The sequence below is a fragment of the [Clostridium] celerecrescens 18A genome (assembly GCF_002797975.1).
Lineage (GTDB): Bacteria > Bacillota > Clostridia > Lachnospirales > Lachnospiraceae > Lacrimispora > Lacrimispora celerecrescens.
Genome location: NZ_PGET01000001.1, coordinates 2290121 through 2306787, shown reverse-complemented (window position 1 = coordinate 2306787; position 16667 = coordinate 2290121). Strand labels below are relative to the sequence as shown.

The 16667-nt window shown below is 45.1% G+C and carries 14 protein-coding genes; 12 read left to right on the top strand and 2 right to left on the bottom strand.

The features are described from left to right. Positions 1 to 141 precede the first annotated feature (141 nt). The 6 genes from H171_RS10695 (at position 142) to H171_RS10670 (ending at position 6850) form a co-directional block, all read left to right on the top strand. The gene (locus H171_RS10695; protein WP_100305132.1) at positions 142 to 513 is read left to right on the top strand and encodes a hypothetical protein; all 372 of its coding nucleotides are present in this window, start codon (positions 142 to 144) and stop codon (positions 511 to 513) included. Positions 514 to 659: 146 nt separating this feature from the next. After that, the gene (gene purC, locus H171_RS10690; protein WP_100305131.1) at positions 660 to 1367 is read left to right on the top strand and encodes a phosphoribosylaminoimidazolesuccinocarboxamide synthase; all 708 of its coding nucleotides are present in this window, start codon (positions 660 to 662) and stop codon (positions 1365 to 1367) included. 126 nt (positions 1368 to 1493) lie between these two features. Next, positions 1494 to 2936 (top strand): amidophosphoribosyltransferase, encoded by a 1443-nt coding sequence (gene purF, locus H171_RS10685; RefSeq protein ID WP_100305130.1) that lies wholly within the window; start codon positions 1494 to 1496, stop codon positions 2934 to 2936. A 137-nt stretch (positions 2937 to 3073) separates the two neighbouring features. Beyond that, positions 3074 to 4504 (top strand): adenylosuccinate lyase, encoded by a 1431-nt coding sequence (purB, locus tag H171_RS10680; protein ID WP_100305129.1) that lies wholly within the window; start codon positions 3074 to 3076, stop codon positions 4502 to 4504. 73 nt (positions 4505 to 4577) lie between these two features. Then, positions 4578 to 5471, top strand: coding sequence for a LysR family transcriptional regulator (locus H171_RS10675; protein ID WP_100305128.1), 894 nt, complete (start codon positions 4578 to 4580; stop codon positions 5469 to 5471). A 101-nt stretch (positions 5472 to 5572) separates the two neighbouring features. Continuing rightward, positions 5573 to 6850, top strand: a complete 1278-nt coding sequence (locus H171_RS10670) for an adenylosuccinate synthase (protein ID WP_100305127.1) — start codon at positions 5573 to 5575, stop codon at positions 6848 to 6850. Positions 6851 to 7083: 233 nt separating this feature from the next. On the opposite strand, the gene H171_RS10665 is transcribed toward H171_RS10670, so the two are convergent. Next, the gene (locus tag H171_RS10665; RefSeq protein WP_100305126.1) at positions 7084 to 7317 is read right to left on the bottom strand and encodes a hypothetical protein; all 234 of its coding nucleotides are present in this window, start codon (positions 7315 to 7317) and stop codon (positions 7084 to 7086) included. A gap of 174 nt (positions 7318 to 7491) precedes the next feature. Here H171_RS10665 and H171_RS10660 point away from each other — a divergent pair, with 174 nt between their 5' ends. After that, positions 7492 to 8553: an N-acetylmuramoyl-L-alanine amidase family protein gene (locus H171_RS10660; protein ID WP_100305125.1), complete on the top strand. Its 1062-nt coding sequence runs from the start codon at positions 7492 to 7494 to the stop codon at positions 8551 to 8553. Positions 8554 to 8935: 382 nt separating this feature from the next. On the opposite strand, the gene abc-f is transcribed toward H171_RS10660, so the two are convergent. Continuing rightward, positions 8936 to 10849: a ribosomal protection-like ABC-F family protein gene (abc-f, locus tag H171_RS10655; protein ID WP_100305124.1), complete on the bottom strand. Its 1914-nt coding sequence runs from the start codon at positions 10847 to 10849 to the stop codon at positions 8936 to 8938. A 248-nt stretch (positions 10850 to 11097) separates the two neighbouring features. Between abc-f and H171_RS10650 the strand changes: the two genes are divergently transcribed. From H171_RS10650 to H171_RS10630, 5 genes are all read left to right on the top strand, one after another. Continuing rightward, a complete protein-coding gene (locus H171_RS10650; RefSeq protein ID WP_100305123.1) occupies positions 11098 to 11769 on the top strand; it encodes a redox-sensing transcriptional repressor Rex in 672 nt (223 codons plus the stop codon). 105 nt (positions 11770 to 11874) lie between these two features. Then, the gene (locus H171_RS10645) at positions 11875 to 13383 is read left to right on the top strand and encodes an NAD(P)H-hydrate dehydratase (protein WP_100305122.1); all 1509 of its coding nucleotides are present in this window, start codon (positions 11875 to 11877) and stop codon (positions 13381 to 13383) included. A gap of 39 nt (positions 13384 to 13422) precedes the next feature. Continuing rightward, positions 13423 to 14610 (top strand): alanine racemase, encoded by a 1188-nt coding sequence (gene alr / locus H171_RS10640; RefSeq protein WP_100305121.1) that lies wholly within the window; start codon positions 13423 to 13425, stop codon positions 14608 to 14610. Positions 14611 to 14816: 206 nt separating this feature from the next. Continuing rightward, entirely contained in the window at positions 14817 to 15164 is a 348-nt protein-coding gene (locus H171_RS10635) for a type II toxin-antitoxin system PemK/MazF family toxin (protein ID WP_054740115.1), read from the top strand. A 95-nt stretch (positions 15165 to 15259) separates the two neighbouring features. Beyond that, positions 15260 to 16666, top strand: a complete 1407-nt coding sequence (locus H171_RS10630; protein WP_100305120.1) for a hemolysin family protein — start codon at positions 15260 to 15262, stop codon at positions 16664 to 16666. The last annotated feature ends 1 nt before the right edge of the window (position 16667 follow it).

Sequence of the window (16667 nt, the reverse complement as noted above, 5' to 3'; positions counted from 1 at the left end):
ATAAGATATAATATGATTGAGACATATCTTGCAGTATTTAATCAGCATTCTATTTTATATATCAGAAAGACCATATTCTGGCCAAATATTCAATGACTATGCCATAATAACAAGCCTTCCCGGCAGAGAGGCAAAACGTCCATGAAAAGGAAATTTGATTATTTTAAATATCAGCGGTATAATAATAAAAGGAAGAAGCCGTGGAGAAGTCTTAAACAAGCGATTCCTCATAAGAAGGGCCTCAATATCCGTCTGAGAAAAGGTTTGCTGCTTATGATCCTTATGGAGGCGGCAGTATTTATCCTGCCGTATGAAGAAATATTTGCTAGTAATCCTCATGAATTTCTTCCCGTTTACAGAGAGGAAGAAGTTAATAAGGAATCGTTTATTGAAGCCTTTTGGGGCCGGAAAACCGGGGAGACAAAAGAACAGGGACTTTCTGTAGACTGGAAGGAAGGCAGGGTTACGTTTTGGCAAAAAATAGAACGTGTGATCCTCCAAGGACCTGATTGAGAAACAAAATCATAGATGGGTCATAAGTATTTATAATAATAAAACCAGTTGCAATCCTATTTTTACTGTATTATAATTTCTACTGAAACACCATAGTTTTATTTGAAAAACTTATAAATTAATTCAGTAAAGGACAGGTGGATACCGTGGAAAAAAGAGAATTGCTGTATGAGGGAAAAGCGAAAAAGGTTTATACAACGGAGAATCCGGATGTATTGGTTGTTTCATACAAAGACGATGCCACAGCATTTAATGGTCTAAAAAAAGGCACCATTGTAGGAAAAGGAGCGGTCAACAACCGGATGACCAACTTTATTTTCAAAAAGCTGGAAGCCAAAGGCGTCCCCACTCATCTGGTGGAAGAGTTGAACGACCGGGAGACTGCAGTGAAAAAAGTAGAAATCATCCCCCTTGAGGTGATCATCAGAAACTATTCCGCAGGAAGCTTCGCCAAGAAGATGGGAATGGAAGAAGGTGTGAAATTCGCTTGTCCGACACTTGAATTCAGTTATAAAAATGATGATCTGGGCGACCCGTTCATCAACGACTACTACGCATTGGCTCTAAATCTGTCCACTCAGGAAGAGATCGACAAAATTACAGAATATGCCTTTAAAGTAAATGAAGTTCTGATAGAATATTTTGACGGTTTAAACATTGATTTGATTGACTTTAAGATTGAGTTCGGCCGTTATCATGGACAGGTCATACTGGCTGATGAGATTTCTCCTGACACATGCAGACTATGGGATAAGGATACCCATGAAAAGCTGGATAAGGACCGTTTCCGCAGGGATTTAGGAGGCGTGGAGGACGCATACGAGGAAGTGTTCCGCCGTCTTGGCATCCGGTAAACAGCATAGAGAGAAATACCTGCGGGTTACCTTCATGCCCAATAAAACGGGCAGGAAAGAGGATCACCTTACGGGTATTACCTGTATGCCCAGAGGGCATGGGCAGAAAAGAGGAAAAGACATCAAATGAATAACGAATTGAATTTCAATTTTGAGGATGAGCTGCATGAGGAATGCGGCGTATTCGGAATGTACGATTTTGACGGCGGCGACGTTGCTTCCACTATTTATTATGGATTGCTTGCATTACAGCACAGAGGCCAGGAGAGCTGCGGAATCGCGGTCAGCGATACCGGCAGTTCTAAGGCAAAGGTAAGCGCCCATAAGGGGATGGGGTTATGTAATGAGGTCTTTACACCGGAAATTTTAGAAGGCCTCCGCGGCGACATCGGCGTGGGTCATGTTCGTTATTCTACTGCAGGCAGCAGCACACGGGAGAATGCCCAACCGCTTGTACTTAATTATCTGAAAGGAACATTGGCCATGGCTCATAACGGCAATCTGGTTAATGCGCCGGAGTTAAGACGTGAGCTTGAGTATAACGGAGCCATTTTTCAGACGACGATTGATTCAGAGGTGATCGCTTACCATATTGCAAGGGAGAGAGTGAAAGCTGCAACCGTTGAGGCTGCTGTAGTAAATGCCATGAAAAAGCTTAGAGGAGCTTATTCCCTTGTCATAATGAGTCCCCGTAAGATAATCGGAGCCAGGGATCCCTATGGATTTAAGCCTTTGTGTATTGGAAAACGAGATAACGCCTATATTCTGGTATCGGAAAGCTGCGCCCTTGATACTCTTGGCGCAGAGTTTGTCCGGGACGTTCGCCCAGGAGAAGTCGTGACCATTACAAAGGAGGGCATCGTTTCCGATACAAGTCTTTGCCTTGCGGATAAGTCAAAGGAAGCCAGATGTATTTTTGAATATATTTATTTTGCCAGGCCAGACAGCGTGTTTGACGGTGTCAGCGTATATCATTCCAGGATGTGCGCCGGCCGTGCATTGGCCATGGATTCTCCGGTGGAGGCGGACCTTGTGGTCGGTGTACCGGAATCAGGCAACGCCGCTGCGCTCGGATACTCCCTTCAGTCCGGGATCCCTTATGGGACCGCTTTTGTAAAGAATTCTTATGTTGGCAGGACATTTATAAAGCCAAAGCAGAGCAACCGGGAATCTGCGGTCAGAATCAAGCTTAATGTGTTAAAGGAAGCGGTAATGGGGAAGCGGGTTATTATGATCGACGATTCCATAGTCCGCGGAACGACCAGCGCCCTTATTGTAGGCATGCTTCGGGAGTCAGGGGCAAAGGAGGTTCATATCCGGATCAGTTCCCCGCCATTTCTTCACCCCTGTTATTTCGGAACCGATATACCTAATGAGGATCAGCTGATGGCACATAACAGAACCATTGAAGAAATCCGGGATCTTCTGGGAGCGGATTCTCTGTCTTACTTAAATATTGAGCGGTTGAATGAAATGGCAGAAGGACTTCCGATCTGTACCGCATGCTTTAGCGGAGATTATCCCATTGAGCCGCCTAAGGAGGACATCCGGGGAGAATACACGGAGTAAAAATGGATACTAATAGAAACGGGGGCCGCCGTGATGACTGGGTTTATCCAGCCGGAGGGTCCCCGGTTTCTCTTCCCATCAAATAAAAAATATGTTATTATGAATGTAAATGAAGTCCAAGGAGGAATATAAGAACCATGACAGATAGATACCAAAGCCCACTGTCTGAGCGCTATGCAAGTAAGGAGATGCAGTATATCTTTTCACCGGACAGGAAATTTAAGACATGGAGAAAGCTGTGGGTTGCCCTGGCGGAGGTTGAAAAGGAACTGGGACTTCCCATAACAGAAGAGCAGATAGAGGAATTAAAAGCCCATCAGGAAGATATTAATTACGATGTGGCAATACAGAGGGAAAAAGAGGTCCGTCATGATGTCATGTCTCATGTATATGCATATGGCGTCCAGTGCCCTAAGGCAAAAGGAATTATCCATCTGGGGGCCACCTCCTGTTATGTGGGGGACAATACCGATTTAATCGTCATGACAGAGGCATTAAAGCTGGTCCGCAGAAAACTTATCAATGTGATTGAAGAACTGTCCCGGTTTGCCGATTCCTATAAAGACTTACCGACCCTGGCTTTTACCCATTTCCAGCCGGCTCAGCCCACAACCGTAGGCAAAAGAGCGACGCTGTGGCTTCACGATCTGACCATGGACTTAGAAGATCTGGACTATATTCTCGGATCCATTCGCCTTCTTGGCTCTAAAGGCACCACAGGAACACAGGCCAGCTTTCTGGAGCTGTTTGACGGCGATATGGACAAGGTGAGAAGAGCGGATTCCATGATTGCTGAGAAGCTGGGTTTTGACGGCTGCTATCCGGTTTCCGGCCAGACCTATTCCAGAAAGGTGGACAGCCGGGTAGTCAATGTTTTAGCAGGCATTGCCCAGAGTGCTCATAAATTTTCCAATGATATCCGCCTTCTGCAGCATCTAAAGGAAGTAGAAGAGCCATTTGAAAAGAGTCAGATCGGTTCTTCCGCCATGGCTTACAAGCGCAATCCTATGAGAAGCGAGCGGATGGCTTCCCTGTCCAATTATGTAATGGCAGATGTGATGAACCCTATGCTGGTTTCTTCTACCCAGTGGTTTGAGAGAACTCTTGATGACTCCGCCAATAAAAGATTAAGCATTCCGGAAGGATTTTTGGCAGTTGATGGAATTCTGGATCTTTATCTGAATGTTGTGGATGGGCTTGTGGTATATCCCAAGGTAATTGAGAAGCACATGATGGCAGAGCTTCCCTTCATGGCTACGGAAAATATCATGATGGATGCGGTAAAGGCCGGCGGAGACAGGCAGGAGCTTCACGAACGGATCAGGGAATTGTCTATGGAAGCGGGCCGGAATGTAAAGGTCAATGGCCTTGACAACAATTTGCTGGAGCTGATTGCAGCAGATCCCTCCTTCAACCTTACTTTAGAGGATTTAAAGAAAAGCATGGATCCCAGAAGATATGTGGGCTGCGCTCCGGCCCAGGTAACTGCTTATCTGGAAGAAGTGGTTAAGCCTCTTCTTGAAGATAATAGGGAACTTCTGGGGATGAAAGCAGAGATTCACGTATAAAGGCTTGCAGGCAGACGTCAGAGATTATGAGAGGTCTGCCTTTGTTTTTTTGATTTTATATCAGGAGGAAGTCATGAGCAGCAATTTAGAGTATTACAAGGTGTTTTATTATGTGGCCCAGCTTGAAAGCATCACTTTGGCGGCGGAGAAGCTGTGTATATCCCAGCCTGCCGTGAGTCAGGCTGTAAGGCAGCTGGAAAAAGCTCTGGACAGCCAGCTGTTTCTGCGGACCTCCAAAGGGGTTCGTCTGACCCGGGAGGGAGAATTTTTTTATGGATATGTAAAAACAGGTTTAGAAAACATCTGGCATGGAGAAAGTATGTTAAACAGGCTAAAAGATCTGGATACGGGCGAGGTGCGGATCGGAGCCAGTGACATGACGCTTCAATTTTATTTACTGCCCTATCTGGAGAAGTTCCATGAGCTGTATCCTAACATCAAGGTAAGTGTTTCCAATGGGCCTACGCCTGAAACGCTCCGGTATTTATATGACGGCAAGATTGACTTCGGAGTGGTCAGTACACCCTTTGAGGCAAAAAGCGAGGTCATGAGGACCGATGTAAAGGAAATCAGAAACGTATTTGTTGCTGGGGATAAGTTCCGTTATTTAAAGGATCAGGAGCTGGATTATGATATTTTAAAGGAACTTCCTTGCATATTCCTTGAAAAGAATACCAGCACTAGAACATTTATGGATGAATATCTGGCAGGCCATGGGATCGTGGTAGAGCCGGAGTTTGAGCTTTCCACCAGTGACATGATCGTTCAGTTTGCCATGAGAAATCTTGGAATCGGCTGTGTGATGTCAGGGTTTGCACAGATGGAGTTGGAAAAGGAGAGTCTTGTAGAGCTTAAGTTCCGGGATGAAATGCCGAAACGCCATTTTACCATAGTCACTGATATCAAAACGCCTGTTTCTCCAGCAGGAAAGCGCCTCTTACAACTGATGACAGATGACATAATATAAACTTATGTCAAATATAAATAATATTAATTTTACTTATGCGTATTCATGCGTTATCATAGGTAAGTAACAGGCATTTTTTCACTCGAAGGAGGAGCAATCATATGGTAAGAGCAATTGTAGGCGCCAACTGGGGCGACGAAGGAAAAGGTAAGATCACGGATATGCTGGCAAAGGAATCGGATATCATTATCCGCTATCAGGGAGGCAGCAATGCCGGACACACGATCATCAACAACTATGGAAAATTCGCCCTTCACCTTCTGCCATCAGGCGTTTTCTATAATCATACTACCAGCGTCATCGGCAATGGTGTGGCATTAAATATCCCATTCCTGGTAAAGGAAATTGAGGAACTGGTAAGCAAGGGTGTTCCAAAGCCTGATATTCTGGTTTCAGACCGTGCCCAGATCCTGATGCCATATCACATTCTGTTTGACCAGTATGAAGAGGAACGCCTTGGCAAAAAGTCTTTTGGTTCCACAAAATCAGGGATTGCTCCATTTTATTCAGATAAATATGCAAAGATCGGATTTCAGGTCAGCGAGCTTTTTGACGAAGAATCTTTAAAGGAAAAGGTTGACCGGGTTTGTGAAACAAAGAATGTTTTAATGGAGCATCTCTATCACAAACCGGCCTTGGATCCGCAGGAACTGTTTAAGACTCTTCTGGAATACCGTGAGATGGTGAAGCCCTATGTGTGTGATGTGTCCAAATTCCTTCATGAGGCAATCAAGGCGGGCAAGAATATCCTTTTGGAAGGCCAGCTGGGATCTTTAAAGGATCCTGACCATGGAATATATCCTATGGTTACATCATCCTCAACACTAGCTGCCTACGGCGCAATTGGCGCCGGCATTCCACCCTATGAGATTAAGAACATTACCACTGTGGTAAAAGCTTATTCCAGTGCAGTAGGGGCAGGCGCGTTTGTCAGCGAACTATTCGGAGATGAAGCAGATGAACTGAGACGGCGCGGAGGAGACGGCGGCGAATATGGGGCAACTACCGGAAGGCCAAGACGTATGGGTTGGTTTGACGCAGTTGCATCCAGGTACGGATGCCGGATTCAGGGGTCTACAGAGGTTGCCCTCACCGTTCTTGATGTGTTGGGATATCTTGACGAGCTTCAGATATGCGTAGGCTATGAGATTGACGGAAAGGTTACCAGAGATTTCCCCACAACCGTAGAACTTAACAAAGCAAAACCGGTATATAAAAGCCTTCAAGGCTGGAAGTGTGAGATCAGAGGAATTAAAAATTACGAGGATCTTCCGGAGAACTGCAGGAATTATATTGAATTCATAGAGAAAGAAATCGAAACGCCCATAACCATGGTTTCCAATGGTCCGGGAAGAGATGAAATTATCTTTCGCAAATGATTATTGTAGCCCTCCCGCTGGTTTTACACCATTTATCCATCTAAAAACGAGCTAAATAAAGAACTACTTTAAAGAGGGCAGCAGGATTAATTTTCCTACTGCCCTCCTTCATCTTTCCTTTACTCAGGCAAATACCTCCCTCATATCGGCTTTGTATGGTGTGGACAACTCAATAGATGAGTTAACCATAAGGAATAATCATGTTATTACAAGGAGTTTATCAACGATAATCCCTATTTATTATACTTTTTGTCGGCGATATCCGGTTCATCTTTATTCTGCCTGATCACCCGGGCGACAAGCTGGGCGGCATAAAGAATGACGGGTACGAAGACAGAAGAAAAAATAGCGGCCGTCAGCCAGTTTTTTGCTTCCGGATTATGGGAAAAGGCGGATATAATGGCAATTACGTACATGGAGAGAATTAGCACTACTCCGGTCATAGCCAGAACACGTTTCCATTTCAAAAGTATTACCTCCCTTTTTAAACATTTTTTATAATTATAACCTATAAAAGGTAAAATAGAAAGGAAGCTTCTCTTTGTTAATAAAAACTTTAAATTTGAAACCTGTACTTTTCTGCGGAAATATAGTAATATTTTATTATAAATAATGGAAGGCCTGGAAGGAGTGCAAAACTCTTGAGGAAACGATGGATAGCGGCAGCAAGTATCATTCTCATCATGGGAAGCATGATGACTTCCATGGCAGCGGAAGAGAAGATACAGGAAGAGGGCGAAACCCAGCAGGCGTCAGTATCGGACTGGCAGTGGCAGGAAGACTCAGGCGGCTGGAAATATGTCAATGCCGCGGGAGAATTCAGGAAGAACCGCTGGGAAGAGATTAATGGATATTGGTATTACTTTGACAATGAAGGGTATATGGTTTCTGATTGGACAAGGGTCGGCGGAATGAACTACTGCTTTTCTGAGACAGGGGAGCTGCAGCTTGGCTGGTGCTACAACGATGATGAAGAGAAGTGGCATTATTATAACGAAGACGGCACTGCCCAGAAAGGCTGGTATCAGGAGAAAGACGGAAGCTGGTACTGGTTTTCCACAAAGGGGGAGATGGCGTCTTCCGGCTATAAAAACGTAGCGGGAAAACGATATTATTTCTTTGATAATGGACAGATGGCTGCAAATCAGTTTGTAGGCCTTTTCTATATGGATGAAAACGGTCAGAGAAACAGGGAGTTCGATATTAGTATTGACGGGAAGAAAACTTCCGCCTCCGTGTCCACTGAGGTGAAAGATGCTTTTACAGAGGCAGCAAAGAATATTCCCAGAGATTGGATCAGGAAGTTCAAGAATCAGGGCTGGGAGATCATCTACTATCCCGGAAAAAAGTATTTTTCTGCGCCAATGACGGAAAACGGTATTTATTACGTATGCTATAAACTGGATACAAATTATAAAAAAATCAAAATATGCCAGGCGGAAGAGTTGACGGCAGCTTTTGGGGAGTACATCGGATATGCCTCCGGCTGTTACGGCAGCACCAGCCAAGATGCTACGGATCTGCTTATGAGCAGGGATTCGGTGGAGGATTTTGTGTACATCCCAGATTATTTTTCCGATGATATGAGGTTTTATTTTGGAAAGCTGGTTGCAGCATATGTAGGGAGTCCCTATACAAGGGGAGAGATGGAAGAAGAAGCACCCCGGGTGACGGAAATATTAAAAAGGATATTGTATACATAATGAACAGCCGAAAAGGATTTTCTCATAAGGATAATTTTTGCTTTTAAGTTTTGCCGTAGGATTTAAGTCTTACGGCTTTTTTAATTCTAAATGAAGCCTCTTATGATCTTAAGAGGCAGTACCCGAATAGCAGCAGTGGCAAAATGCAAGAAAAATATAGGTTTCGGCTTCGACGGGCTTTTGTAAACCCGTTTATTGTGATTCTTTTCGTATTGGCGATTGTATCATATGTGATGGATGTTTAGTATACAAATGGTATCCATAATCTGTGGGTATCCGATGGATCAGGTACATCAATATGTTCGATGTAAACATGCATTATGGCTGACAGAAGAATCAGAAAAGGCCGCCCTCTTTACAAAGGCCAGCCTTTTCTGATTCTTTATTCTGCCAGATCTTCCCACAGCTCATACAACTCTTCCAGCCTCTTACGGATGGTTTCCTTTTCGTTATTAAGCTCCACTAACTTTGAGACATCGGTAAAAATCTCTTCCTTACCAAGCAAACCGTCAATTTCTCCGTCTCTGGTTTCTAATTTGTGGATCTCATCCTCTGTTTTCTTTAATTCATTCTGGCGTTTGCGAAGACGGGCCTGCTCTTCTTTTTGCGCCTTCCAGTCCAGCTTGGTCTCGGAGATTTCCTCTGAGGTAGCAGCCTTTGCTGAAACAGGAGCAGTGTACAAGCTGGTCATGATCTCTTTCTTTTCCAGATAGTAATCATAATTGCCGATGTAATTGATCAGAGTCTGATTGGTTAAATCCAGGATTCTGGTTGCAGTTTTGTTAATGAAATAACGGTCATGGGATACGTACAGAATGGTTCCCGTATAATTGACCAGGGCATCCTCAAGGATTTCCTTGGAGGTAATATCCAAGTGGTTGGTAGGCTCATCCAGTATGAGGAAGTTGGCTTCGGAAAGCATCAGCTTTGCCAGGGATACCCGGCCCCGTTCGCCGCCGCTTAAGTCTTTTACCCGCTTGAATACATCGTCTCCTGTAAATAAAAAAGCAGCCAGGATGTTCCGGATCTGGGTATTGTTCATGGAAGGATAAGTATCCTGCAGTTCATCAAAAAGGTTCTTCTCCATATTCAGAACCTGATGCTCCTGGTCATAATAACCGATATGTACCTTGGAGCCTAAGGAGATTTCTCCTTCATCCGGTTCTAAAATACCGTTTAACATTTTAAGAATGGTAGTTTTACCGGTTCCGTTGCCGCCGATGATCGCCACCCGTTCTCCTCGTTTGATTTCAAAATTAACGTTTTCAAAGAGCCGGTTCTGATGGAAGGCCTTTCCCAGCCTGCGGACTGTGAGGACATCGTTTCCGCTGATGATATTTGGTTCCAGACGGATACGCATCTCATCATTTATTTCCATTGGTTTTTCCAGAACGTCGATTTTTTCCAGCATCTTTTCCCGGCTTTCCGCCCGCTTGATGGATTTTTCCCGGTTAAAAGACTTTAATTTGGCAATGACCTCTTCCTGATGCTTGATTTCCTGCTGCTGGTTTAAATATGCTTTCATCTGGGCTTCCCGGATCATGGCCCGCTTTCCGCTGTAATCGGTGTAGTTTCCCTGATATACGGTCATAAGGCCGTTATCCAGTTCCATAATTTTCGTGACTACCCGGTCAAGGAAATAGCGGTCATGGGCAACGATGATTACGCTGCCGTCATAATTGATTAAATATCCTTCCAGCCATGCAATGGATTCCATATCCAAGTGGTTGGTAGGCTCGTCAAGCAGGATGATGTCTGGCTTGGTGAGAAGGAGCCGTCCTAAGGATACCCGGGTCTTCTGACCGCCGGATAATGACATGACAGGTTTATGAAATTCTTCTTCCGTAAAGCCAAGTCCTTTTAATACTCCTGTTACTTCGCTTTGATAGGCATATCCGTTTATCAGCTCAAATTCGTGGTTAAGCCTGCTGTAGGTAGTAAGCATGGCTTCCAGCTCATCGCCCGCAGCGTGCTTCATATCCACTTCCAGCCGGCGGATCTTTGCTTCCATTTCCATGACCGGCCGCTTGGTTTCCAGGACTTCTTCATAAACGGTCCGCTCTCCGGACAAATCCTGATGCTGCGACAGATAACCGATGGATTTTCCTTTCGAAACAACCACATCTCCTTCATCGGCAAGAAGCTCTCCAATGATGATTTTTAACAGTGTGGATTTTCCTGCGCCGTTAATTCCTACAATAGCGGCTTTTTCATGGTCCTCTATATGGAAGGAAGCTTGTTTGATCACTTGATTGCTTCCAAATGCTTTGCTTATATTATTGCATGACAAAATCATGTTTCATTTCCTCTTTCCTGCCCGTTTTATGGCATAAAGGTATGCCCTGAGGTATTTCCTCTTTCTCCTGTTTTTGGCATATAAGTATATCCGAAGGGTGTTTTCTTCCTGTATAAATGTAAGGCAATAGAAATAGTATAATATAGGTCCTTCCTTTTTTCAAGGATACAATGATAAAACCCGTTTGACATTATTTTGTCACGCAGTTATAATAATGTTAGTTAGATTAAGTTAAAGAAGGTGAAGAAGTGTCAGAGAAAGAAATTTCCAAAGCAGTGATTACCAGGCTTCCGAGATATTACCGGTATCTGGGAGAATTAATGGAAGATGGAGTAGAACGAATTTCCTCCAATGATTTAAGTGTACGAATGAAAGTGACCGCTTCTCAGATCCGCCAGGATTTGAATAATTTCGGCGGATTCGGCCAGCAGGGCTATGGTTATAATGTAAAGTATTTATATGCAGAGATCGGGAAGATATTGGGAATAGACAGGCAGCATAATATCATTATCATAGGCGCTGGAAATTTAGGACAGGCAATTGCCAATTATGCAAACTTTGAAAAGCGGGGCTTCCTCATTAAAGGAATGTTTGATATCAATCCGCGTCTGATCGGCCTTGTGGTCCGCGGGATAGAGATCCGCAGCGTAGATGATCTGGAACAGTTCGTAAAAGATAATGATGTCCAGATTGCGGCTCTGACCATTCCAAAGACAAAGGCGCCGGAGATTGCAGACCGCCTTGTGAAGGCAGGAATCAAGGCGATCTGGAATTTTGCCCATACGGATTTAAGCGTGCCGGATGATGTGGTTGTGGAGAATGTCCATCTATCAGAAAGCCTGATGCGGTTATCTTACCGGGTCTGCAGCATACAGGACAACGAGGAAGAAAGAAACAGACAATCTGAAATAATGGAGTAACATGCCTGCCGGCAGGTGAAGGGAAGTCTCTTCGCTGCCGGTAGTTTTTCTATAGACCTTTATGCCCCAAAAGCGAGGGCAGGAATGCGGAAAGGTGGGAGATATATGAGATATCTGGTTACAGGAGGACAGATGAAGCAGGTGGACCGCTACACCATAGAGAATATAGGGATTCCCTCTCTGGTGCTTATGGAACGAGCCGCCCTGGCGGTTACAGAAGAAGTGATGAAGCAGGGGCAGAAAACGGACCGGATATGGATTTTATGTGGAAACGGCAATAATGGAGCGGATGGGGTCGCGTCTGCCAGAATGCTGCATTTGAAAGGATATCAGGTTTTTGCCTTACTGGCTGCCGGAAGAGACAAGGGAAGCAGTGAATATCTGACTCAGGTTTCCATAGCGGAACGTACGGGCGTCAATCTGGCAGGATTTTCTGATCTCATTCCCGGTACCTGTGATATTCTCGTTGATGCACTTTTTGGCGTGGGGCTGGACCGGGAGATTCTAGGCAGATACCGGGAGATCCTGGAGACAATCCTCCGCTGCCGACCGAAATTTACGGTGGCCGTGGATATCCCTTCGGGCATTCATTCGGATACGGGTCAGATCATGGGGATTGCCTTAAAGGCAGACATAACCGTCACGTTCGGCTATGAAAAGCTGGGAACCATGCTTTATCCCGGTAAGGAATACAGCGGAAAGGTGCTTGTAGCTGACATTGGTTTTCCGGGGGAGGGCTTAGAGCGCCTTAAGACAGAATATTTTACCCTGGATCCGGAGGATGAGAAGCAGCTTCCTAAGCGTTCGGCCTATTCCAATAAAGGGAGCTTCGGAAAGGTCCTTGTGGTGGCAGGATCTAAAAATATGAGCGGGGCTGCCTATTTAAGCGCCCTTGCCGCTTACCGGACAGGAGCAGGCCTGGTGAAAATTTTCACAGTGGAAGAAAATCGGACCATCCTTCAAACCGGACTTCCGGAAGCCATCATTACCACATATGAAGCTGAGGATGCAGAAGCAGGGACGGAAGGATTTAAAAAGCTATTGGTAAAGCAGTGCGAGTGGGCTACCGCCATTGTTCTGGGACCGGGACTGGGGCAGGAGGCCTATGTAAGGAATCTGGTGGAAGAGGTCCTTGCGAATGCCTACGTCCCCATTGTTTTGGATGCAGATGGGCTTGGCACCATTGCTTCAAACCCGGAGCTGACCAGCTATTTCACGGAAAACATCATTGTGACTCCTCATTTGGGAGAAATGGCGAGGCTCACGGGAAGCGCTGTGGAAACCATACAGAAACAGCTGATCACCTCTGCCAGAGAATATGCGGACCGGTTCGGTATTACCTGCGTGTTAAAGGACGCGGTGACGATTGGGGCCTTAAAGGATCAGAGAACCTATGTCAATGGAAGCGGCAACAGTGCTATGGCAAAAGCCGGGTCGGGAGATGTTCTGACCGGGATCATAGCCGGGCTTCTGGCTCTGGGTCTGGAAGAGTCTGATGCTGCGGCTTACGGCGTATGGCTTCATGGACGTGCCGGAGACATGGTAAAAGAGAAACAGGGAGATCACAGCCTTCTTGCCAGGGAACTGGCGGAAGAGATACATTTAGTACGTTAGGGAGCAAATGCCTGTAGAAATGAACGAGGTGATAAAGTGATGAAATTATACAGCAGGGTTTATGAAACAGTAGATTTAGATGCCATCCGCCACAACATGGAGGCTATGAAGGCAAATCTAAAGGAAGGGACCAGGATAATCGGCGTTGTAAAATCAGACGGATACGGCCATGGAGCGGTTCCGGTAGCCTGGGCCATGGATTCTTATGTATGGGGATATGCGGTGGCCACCGTGGAAGAAGGCGTAATTTTAAGAAAACACGGAATCAAAAAGCCTATTTTAGTCCTTGGCGTTGTACCTTATGAAGGATACAGCCTTTTGGTAGAATATGGGATCAGTTCATCCATATTTCAGCTTAAACGGGCGGAACGTCTGTCCTCTCTGGCGGAAAAGGCGGGGAAAAAGGCAGTGATACATATGGTGGTGGATACAGGCATGAGCCGGATCGGATATCCGGTCACAGAGGAGGCTGCAGAGGAGGCGGTGAAAATCTGTGGCCTTCCGGGAATTGAAGTGGAAGGGTTGTTCACTCATTTTGCAAAGGCGGATGAAAAGGATAAGTCCGCCACAGATAAACAGATAGAAAAGTACCAGGCGTTCGTAACCATGCTTTCTGACAAGCGGATCACTATTCCTATTCTTCACTGCTCCAACAGCGCCGGAATCCTGGACCTTAAAAGAGCCAACTTTCATGCAGTACGGGCCGGAATATCCATCTACGGCATTTATCCGTCAGGAGAGGTTGACAGGGAAACGGTCAGGCTTCAGCCTGCGATGGAATTAAAAAGCTTTATTTCTTACATAAAAAAATTAGAGCCGGGAACTTCTGTAAGCTATGGAGGAACCTTTACCGCTGACAGGGAGATGACGGTCGCGACGATTCCCGTAGGATATGGCGACGGGTATTCAAGAAATCTTTCCGGCAAGGGGGAAGTGCTTATTAGGGGGCAGCGTGCCAGGATATTAGGACGCGTTTGCATGGACCAGTTCATGGTAGATGTGACCGGAATAAAGGACGCGGAGGAAGAGGATGAGGTAGTTTTGATTGGCAGGCAGGGAAACGAAGAGATTACAGTTGAAGAGCTGGCTGCGGCCGGAGGCGGCTTCCATTATGAAATCGTCTGCGACATAGGCAAACGGGTACCCCGGGTGTATCTTGAAAACGGCCGGGTCATAGGTACGAAAGATTATTTCAATGATTGTTATGAAGGGTTTTGCAAGGGCTGATAACAAACTCTATGTCCAAAACATATGATAAGGTATGCGGCGGAAAAACTTAAGTGAATACTCGAGTCAAAGAAGGTCAATACTAGACTTAGGCATAATTTGTAAATGAAGGCAAAGGCTATAGACAGCCTGGATTTGGCAAATTAGCCGTTCGATGAGCTTTTAGGCGAATCGGACTTCCTAAATAATTGACGGAGTGTGAGAGTGTGATTATCAGACGTGGAGACATTTATTATGCAGATTTAAGGCCGGTGGTAGGCTCTGAGCAGGGCGGGATCCGTCCGGTTCTTATTATACAGAACGACATAGGCAATAAACATAGCCCTACCGTGATCTGTGCGGCAATTACATCAAGAATGAATAAGGCAAAGCTTCCAACCCATGTGGAGCTGGATACAAAAAAATGCGATATGATAAAAGATTCGGTGATTCTTTTAGAGCAGCTTCGCACCATTGATAAGCAGAGGCTGAAAGAAAAGATTTGTCATATAGACGAGGAACTTCAGCAGGAAGTGGACTGTGCATTAAGGGTGAGCCTGGAACTGGATACATAGTTCACCATTGACGGAATGCTGATAAAATGGTATATTTCTAAATAGTTATGAGAAAAAATACGAATGATAAATAACAAAAGGAGTAGATTTTTAGAATGGACGATGGCAATCCGCTTATACGCGTGATTATTTTTATTGCTTTTATCGTATTGGACGCTATTTTTTATGGGTTTGGATCAGCAATCCAAAACGTAAATACAAGCGAACTGGAGCATCAGATGGAGGAAGGAAGTAAAAAGGCCGGTCAGCTGTTACATATTGTTAACAGACCGACCAGATTTGTAAATACGATACAAATCACCACAAATTTAATCGGTATGGTAACCGGGGCTTTTGTTTTAGAGCAGCTGGGAGCAAGGCTTGGGACCGTCTTAACAAGAGACGGGGCTTATCCAAGCCAATGGATATCCCTTTTAAGCCTGCTGTTTGTTTCCGTTTTACTGATCGTGCTTTTGATCAGCTTTGGTATCATTATTCCTAAACGCTGTGCGGCAGAGAACCCTGAAAAATGGGGCTATCGTATGCTGCCTGTAGTATCCCTCATCATGATACCCCTTATCCCCTTTACCTGGCTGGCAAATGTGGTGGCTTACTTTGTCCTAAAGCTGTTGGGAATCGATATGGCATCAGATAATGAGAACGTTACGGAAGAGGACATCATGTCCATGGTGAACGAGGGCCATGAACAGGGCGTTTTAGAGGCCAGAGAAGCGGAGATGATTACAAACATCTTCGAACTGAATGATAAGGAAGCCGGGGATATTATGACCCACCGAAAGAATCTGGTCGCTTTGGACGGCGAGATTACTCTTCGGGAGGCAGTAAATTTCATACTGAAAGAGGGATTTAATTCCCGTTATCCGATTTACAAAAAGGACGTGGATGACATTATCGGGATCCTTCATATGAAGGATGCTCTTATTGCCGTGGAAAATAAAAGGAATGCATCCCGCCAGCTGTGGGAGATCGAAGGGCTTCTCAGAGAAGCTCATTTCATTCCGGAAACCAGAAATATTGATACTCTGTTTAAGGAAATGCAGTCCAGAAAGATCCATATGGTGATTGTAGTGGATGAATACGGGCAGACAGCGGGTATTGTGACAATGGAAGATATTCTGGAAGAGATTGTGGGCAATATCATGGATGAATATGATGTGGATGAAGAATACATCGTCCCCTCAGACGACGGTTCCTATGTAATCAATGGCATGACTCCTTTGGAAGAAGTGGAAAGGGCCTTGAATATTGAATTTGATGAGGAGGATTACGACTCCTATGATACCATCAACGGCCTGCTGATTTCCAGGCTGGACCGGATTCCCCAGGAAGGGGAAGAGACAGAGGTGTCTATTCTTGGATATTGTTTTAAAATCCTTCGTGTGGAAAATAAGATCATTCATACCATCCGGGTTCGGAAAGAGCAGCCGGAAGAGGAGCGTGAGGAAGGACAGGAGCTTAGAAAAATTGAGGCTCGTGAGGATTTCTCGGACATAAAAATGTAAT

Coding starts and splice junctions, on each gene's coding strand:
- H171_RS10695 (WP_100305132.1), top strand. CDS start 142: ATGAAAAGGAAATTTGATTATTTTAAATATCAGCGGTATAATAATAAA.
- purF (WP_100305130.1), top strand. CDS start 1,494: ATGAATAACGAATTGAATTTCAATTTTGAGGATGAGCTGCATGAGGAA.
- purB (WP_100305129.1), top strand. CDS start 3,074: ATGACAGATAGATACCAAAGCCCACTGTCTGAGCGCTATGCAAGTAAG.
- H171_RS10675 (WP_100305128.1), top strand. CDS start 4,578: ATGAGCAGCAATTTAGAGTATTACAAGGTGTTTTATTATGTGGCCCAG.
- H171_RS10670 (WP_100305127.1), top strand. CDS start 5,573: ATGGTAAGAGCAATTGTAGGCGCCAACTGGGGCGACGAAGGAAAAGGT.
- abc-f (WP_100305124.1), bottom strand. CDS start 10,849: ATGATTTTGTCATGCAATAATATAAGCAAAGCATTTGGAAGCAATCAA.
- H171_RS10645 (WP_100305122.1), top strand. CDS start 11,875: ATGAGATATCTGGTTACAGGAGGACAGATGAAGCAGGTGGACCGCTAC.
- alr (WP_100305121.1), top strand. CDS start 13,423: ATGAAATTATACAGCAGGGTTTATGAAACAGTAGATTTAGATGCCATC.
- H171_RS10630 (WP_100305120.1), top strand. CDS start 15,260: ATGGACGATGGCAATCCGCTTATACGCGTGATTATTTTTATTGCTTTT.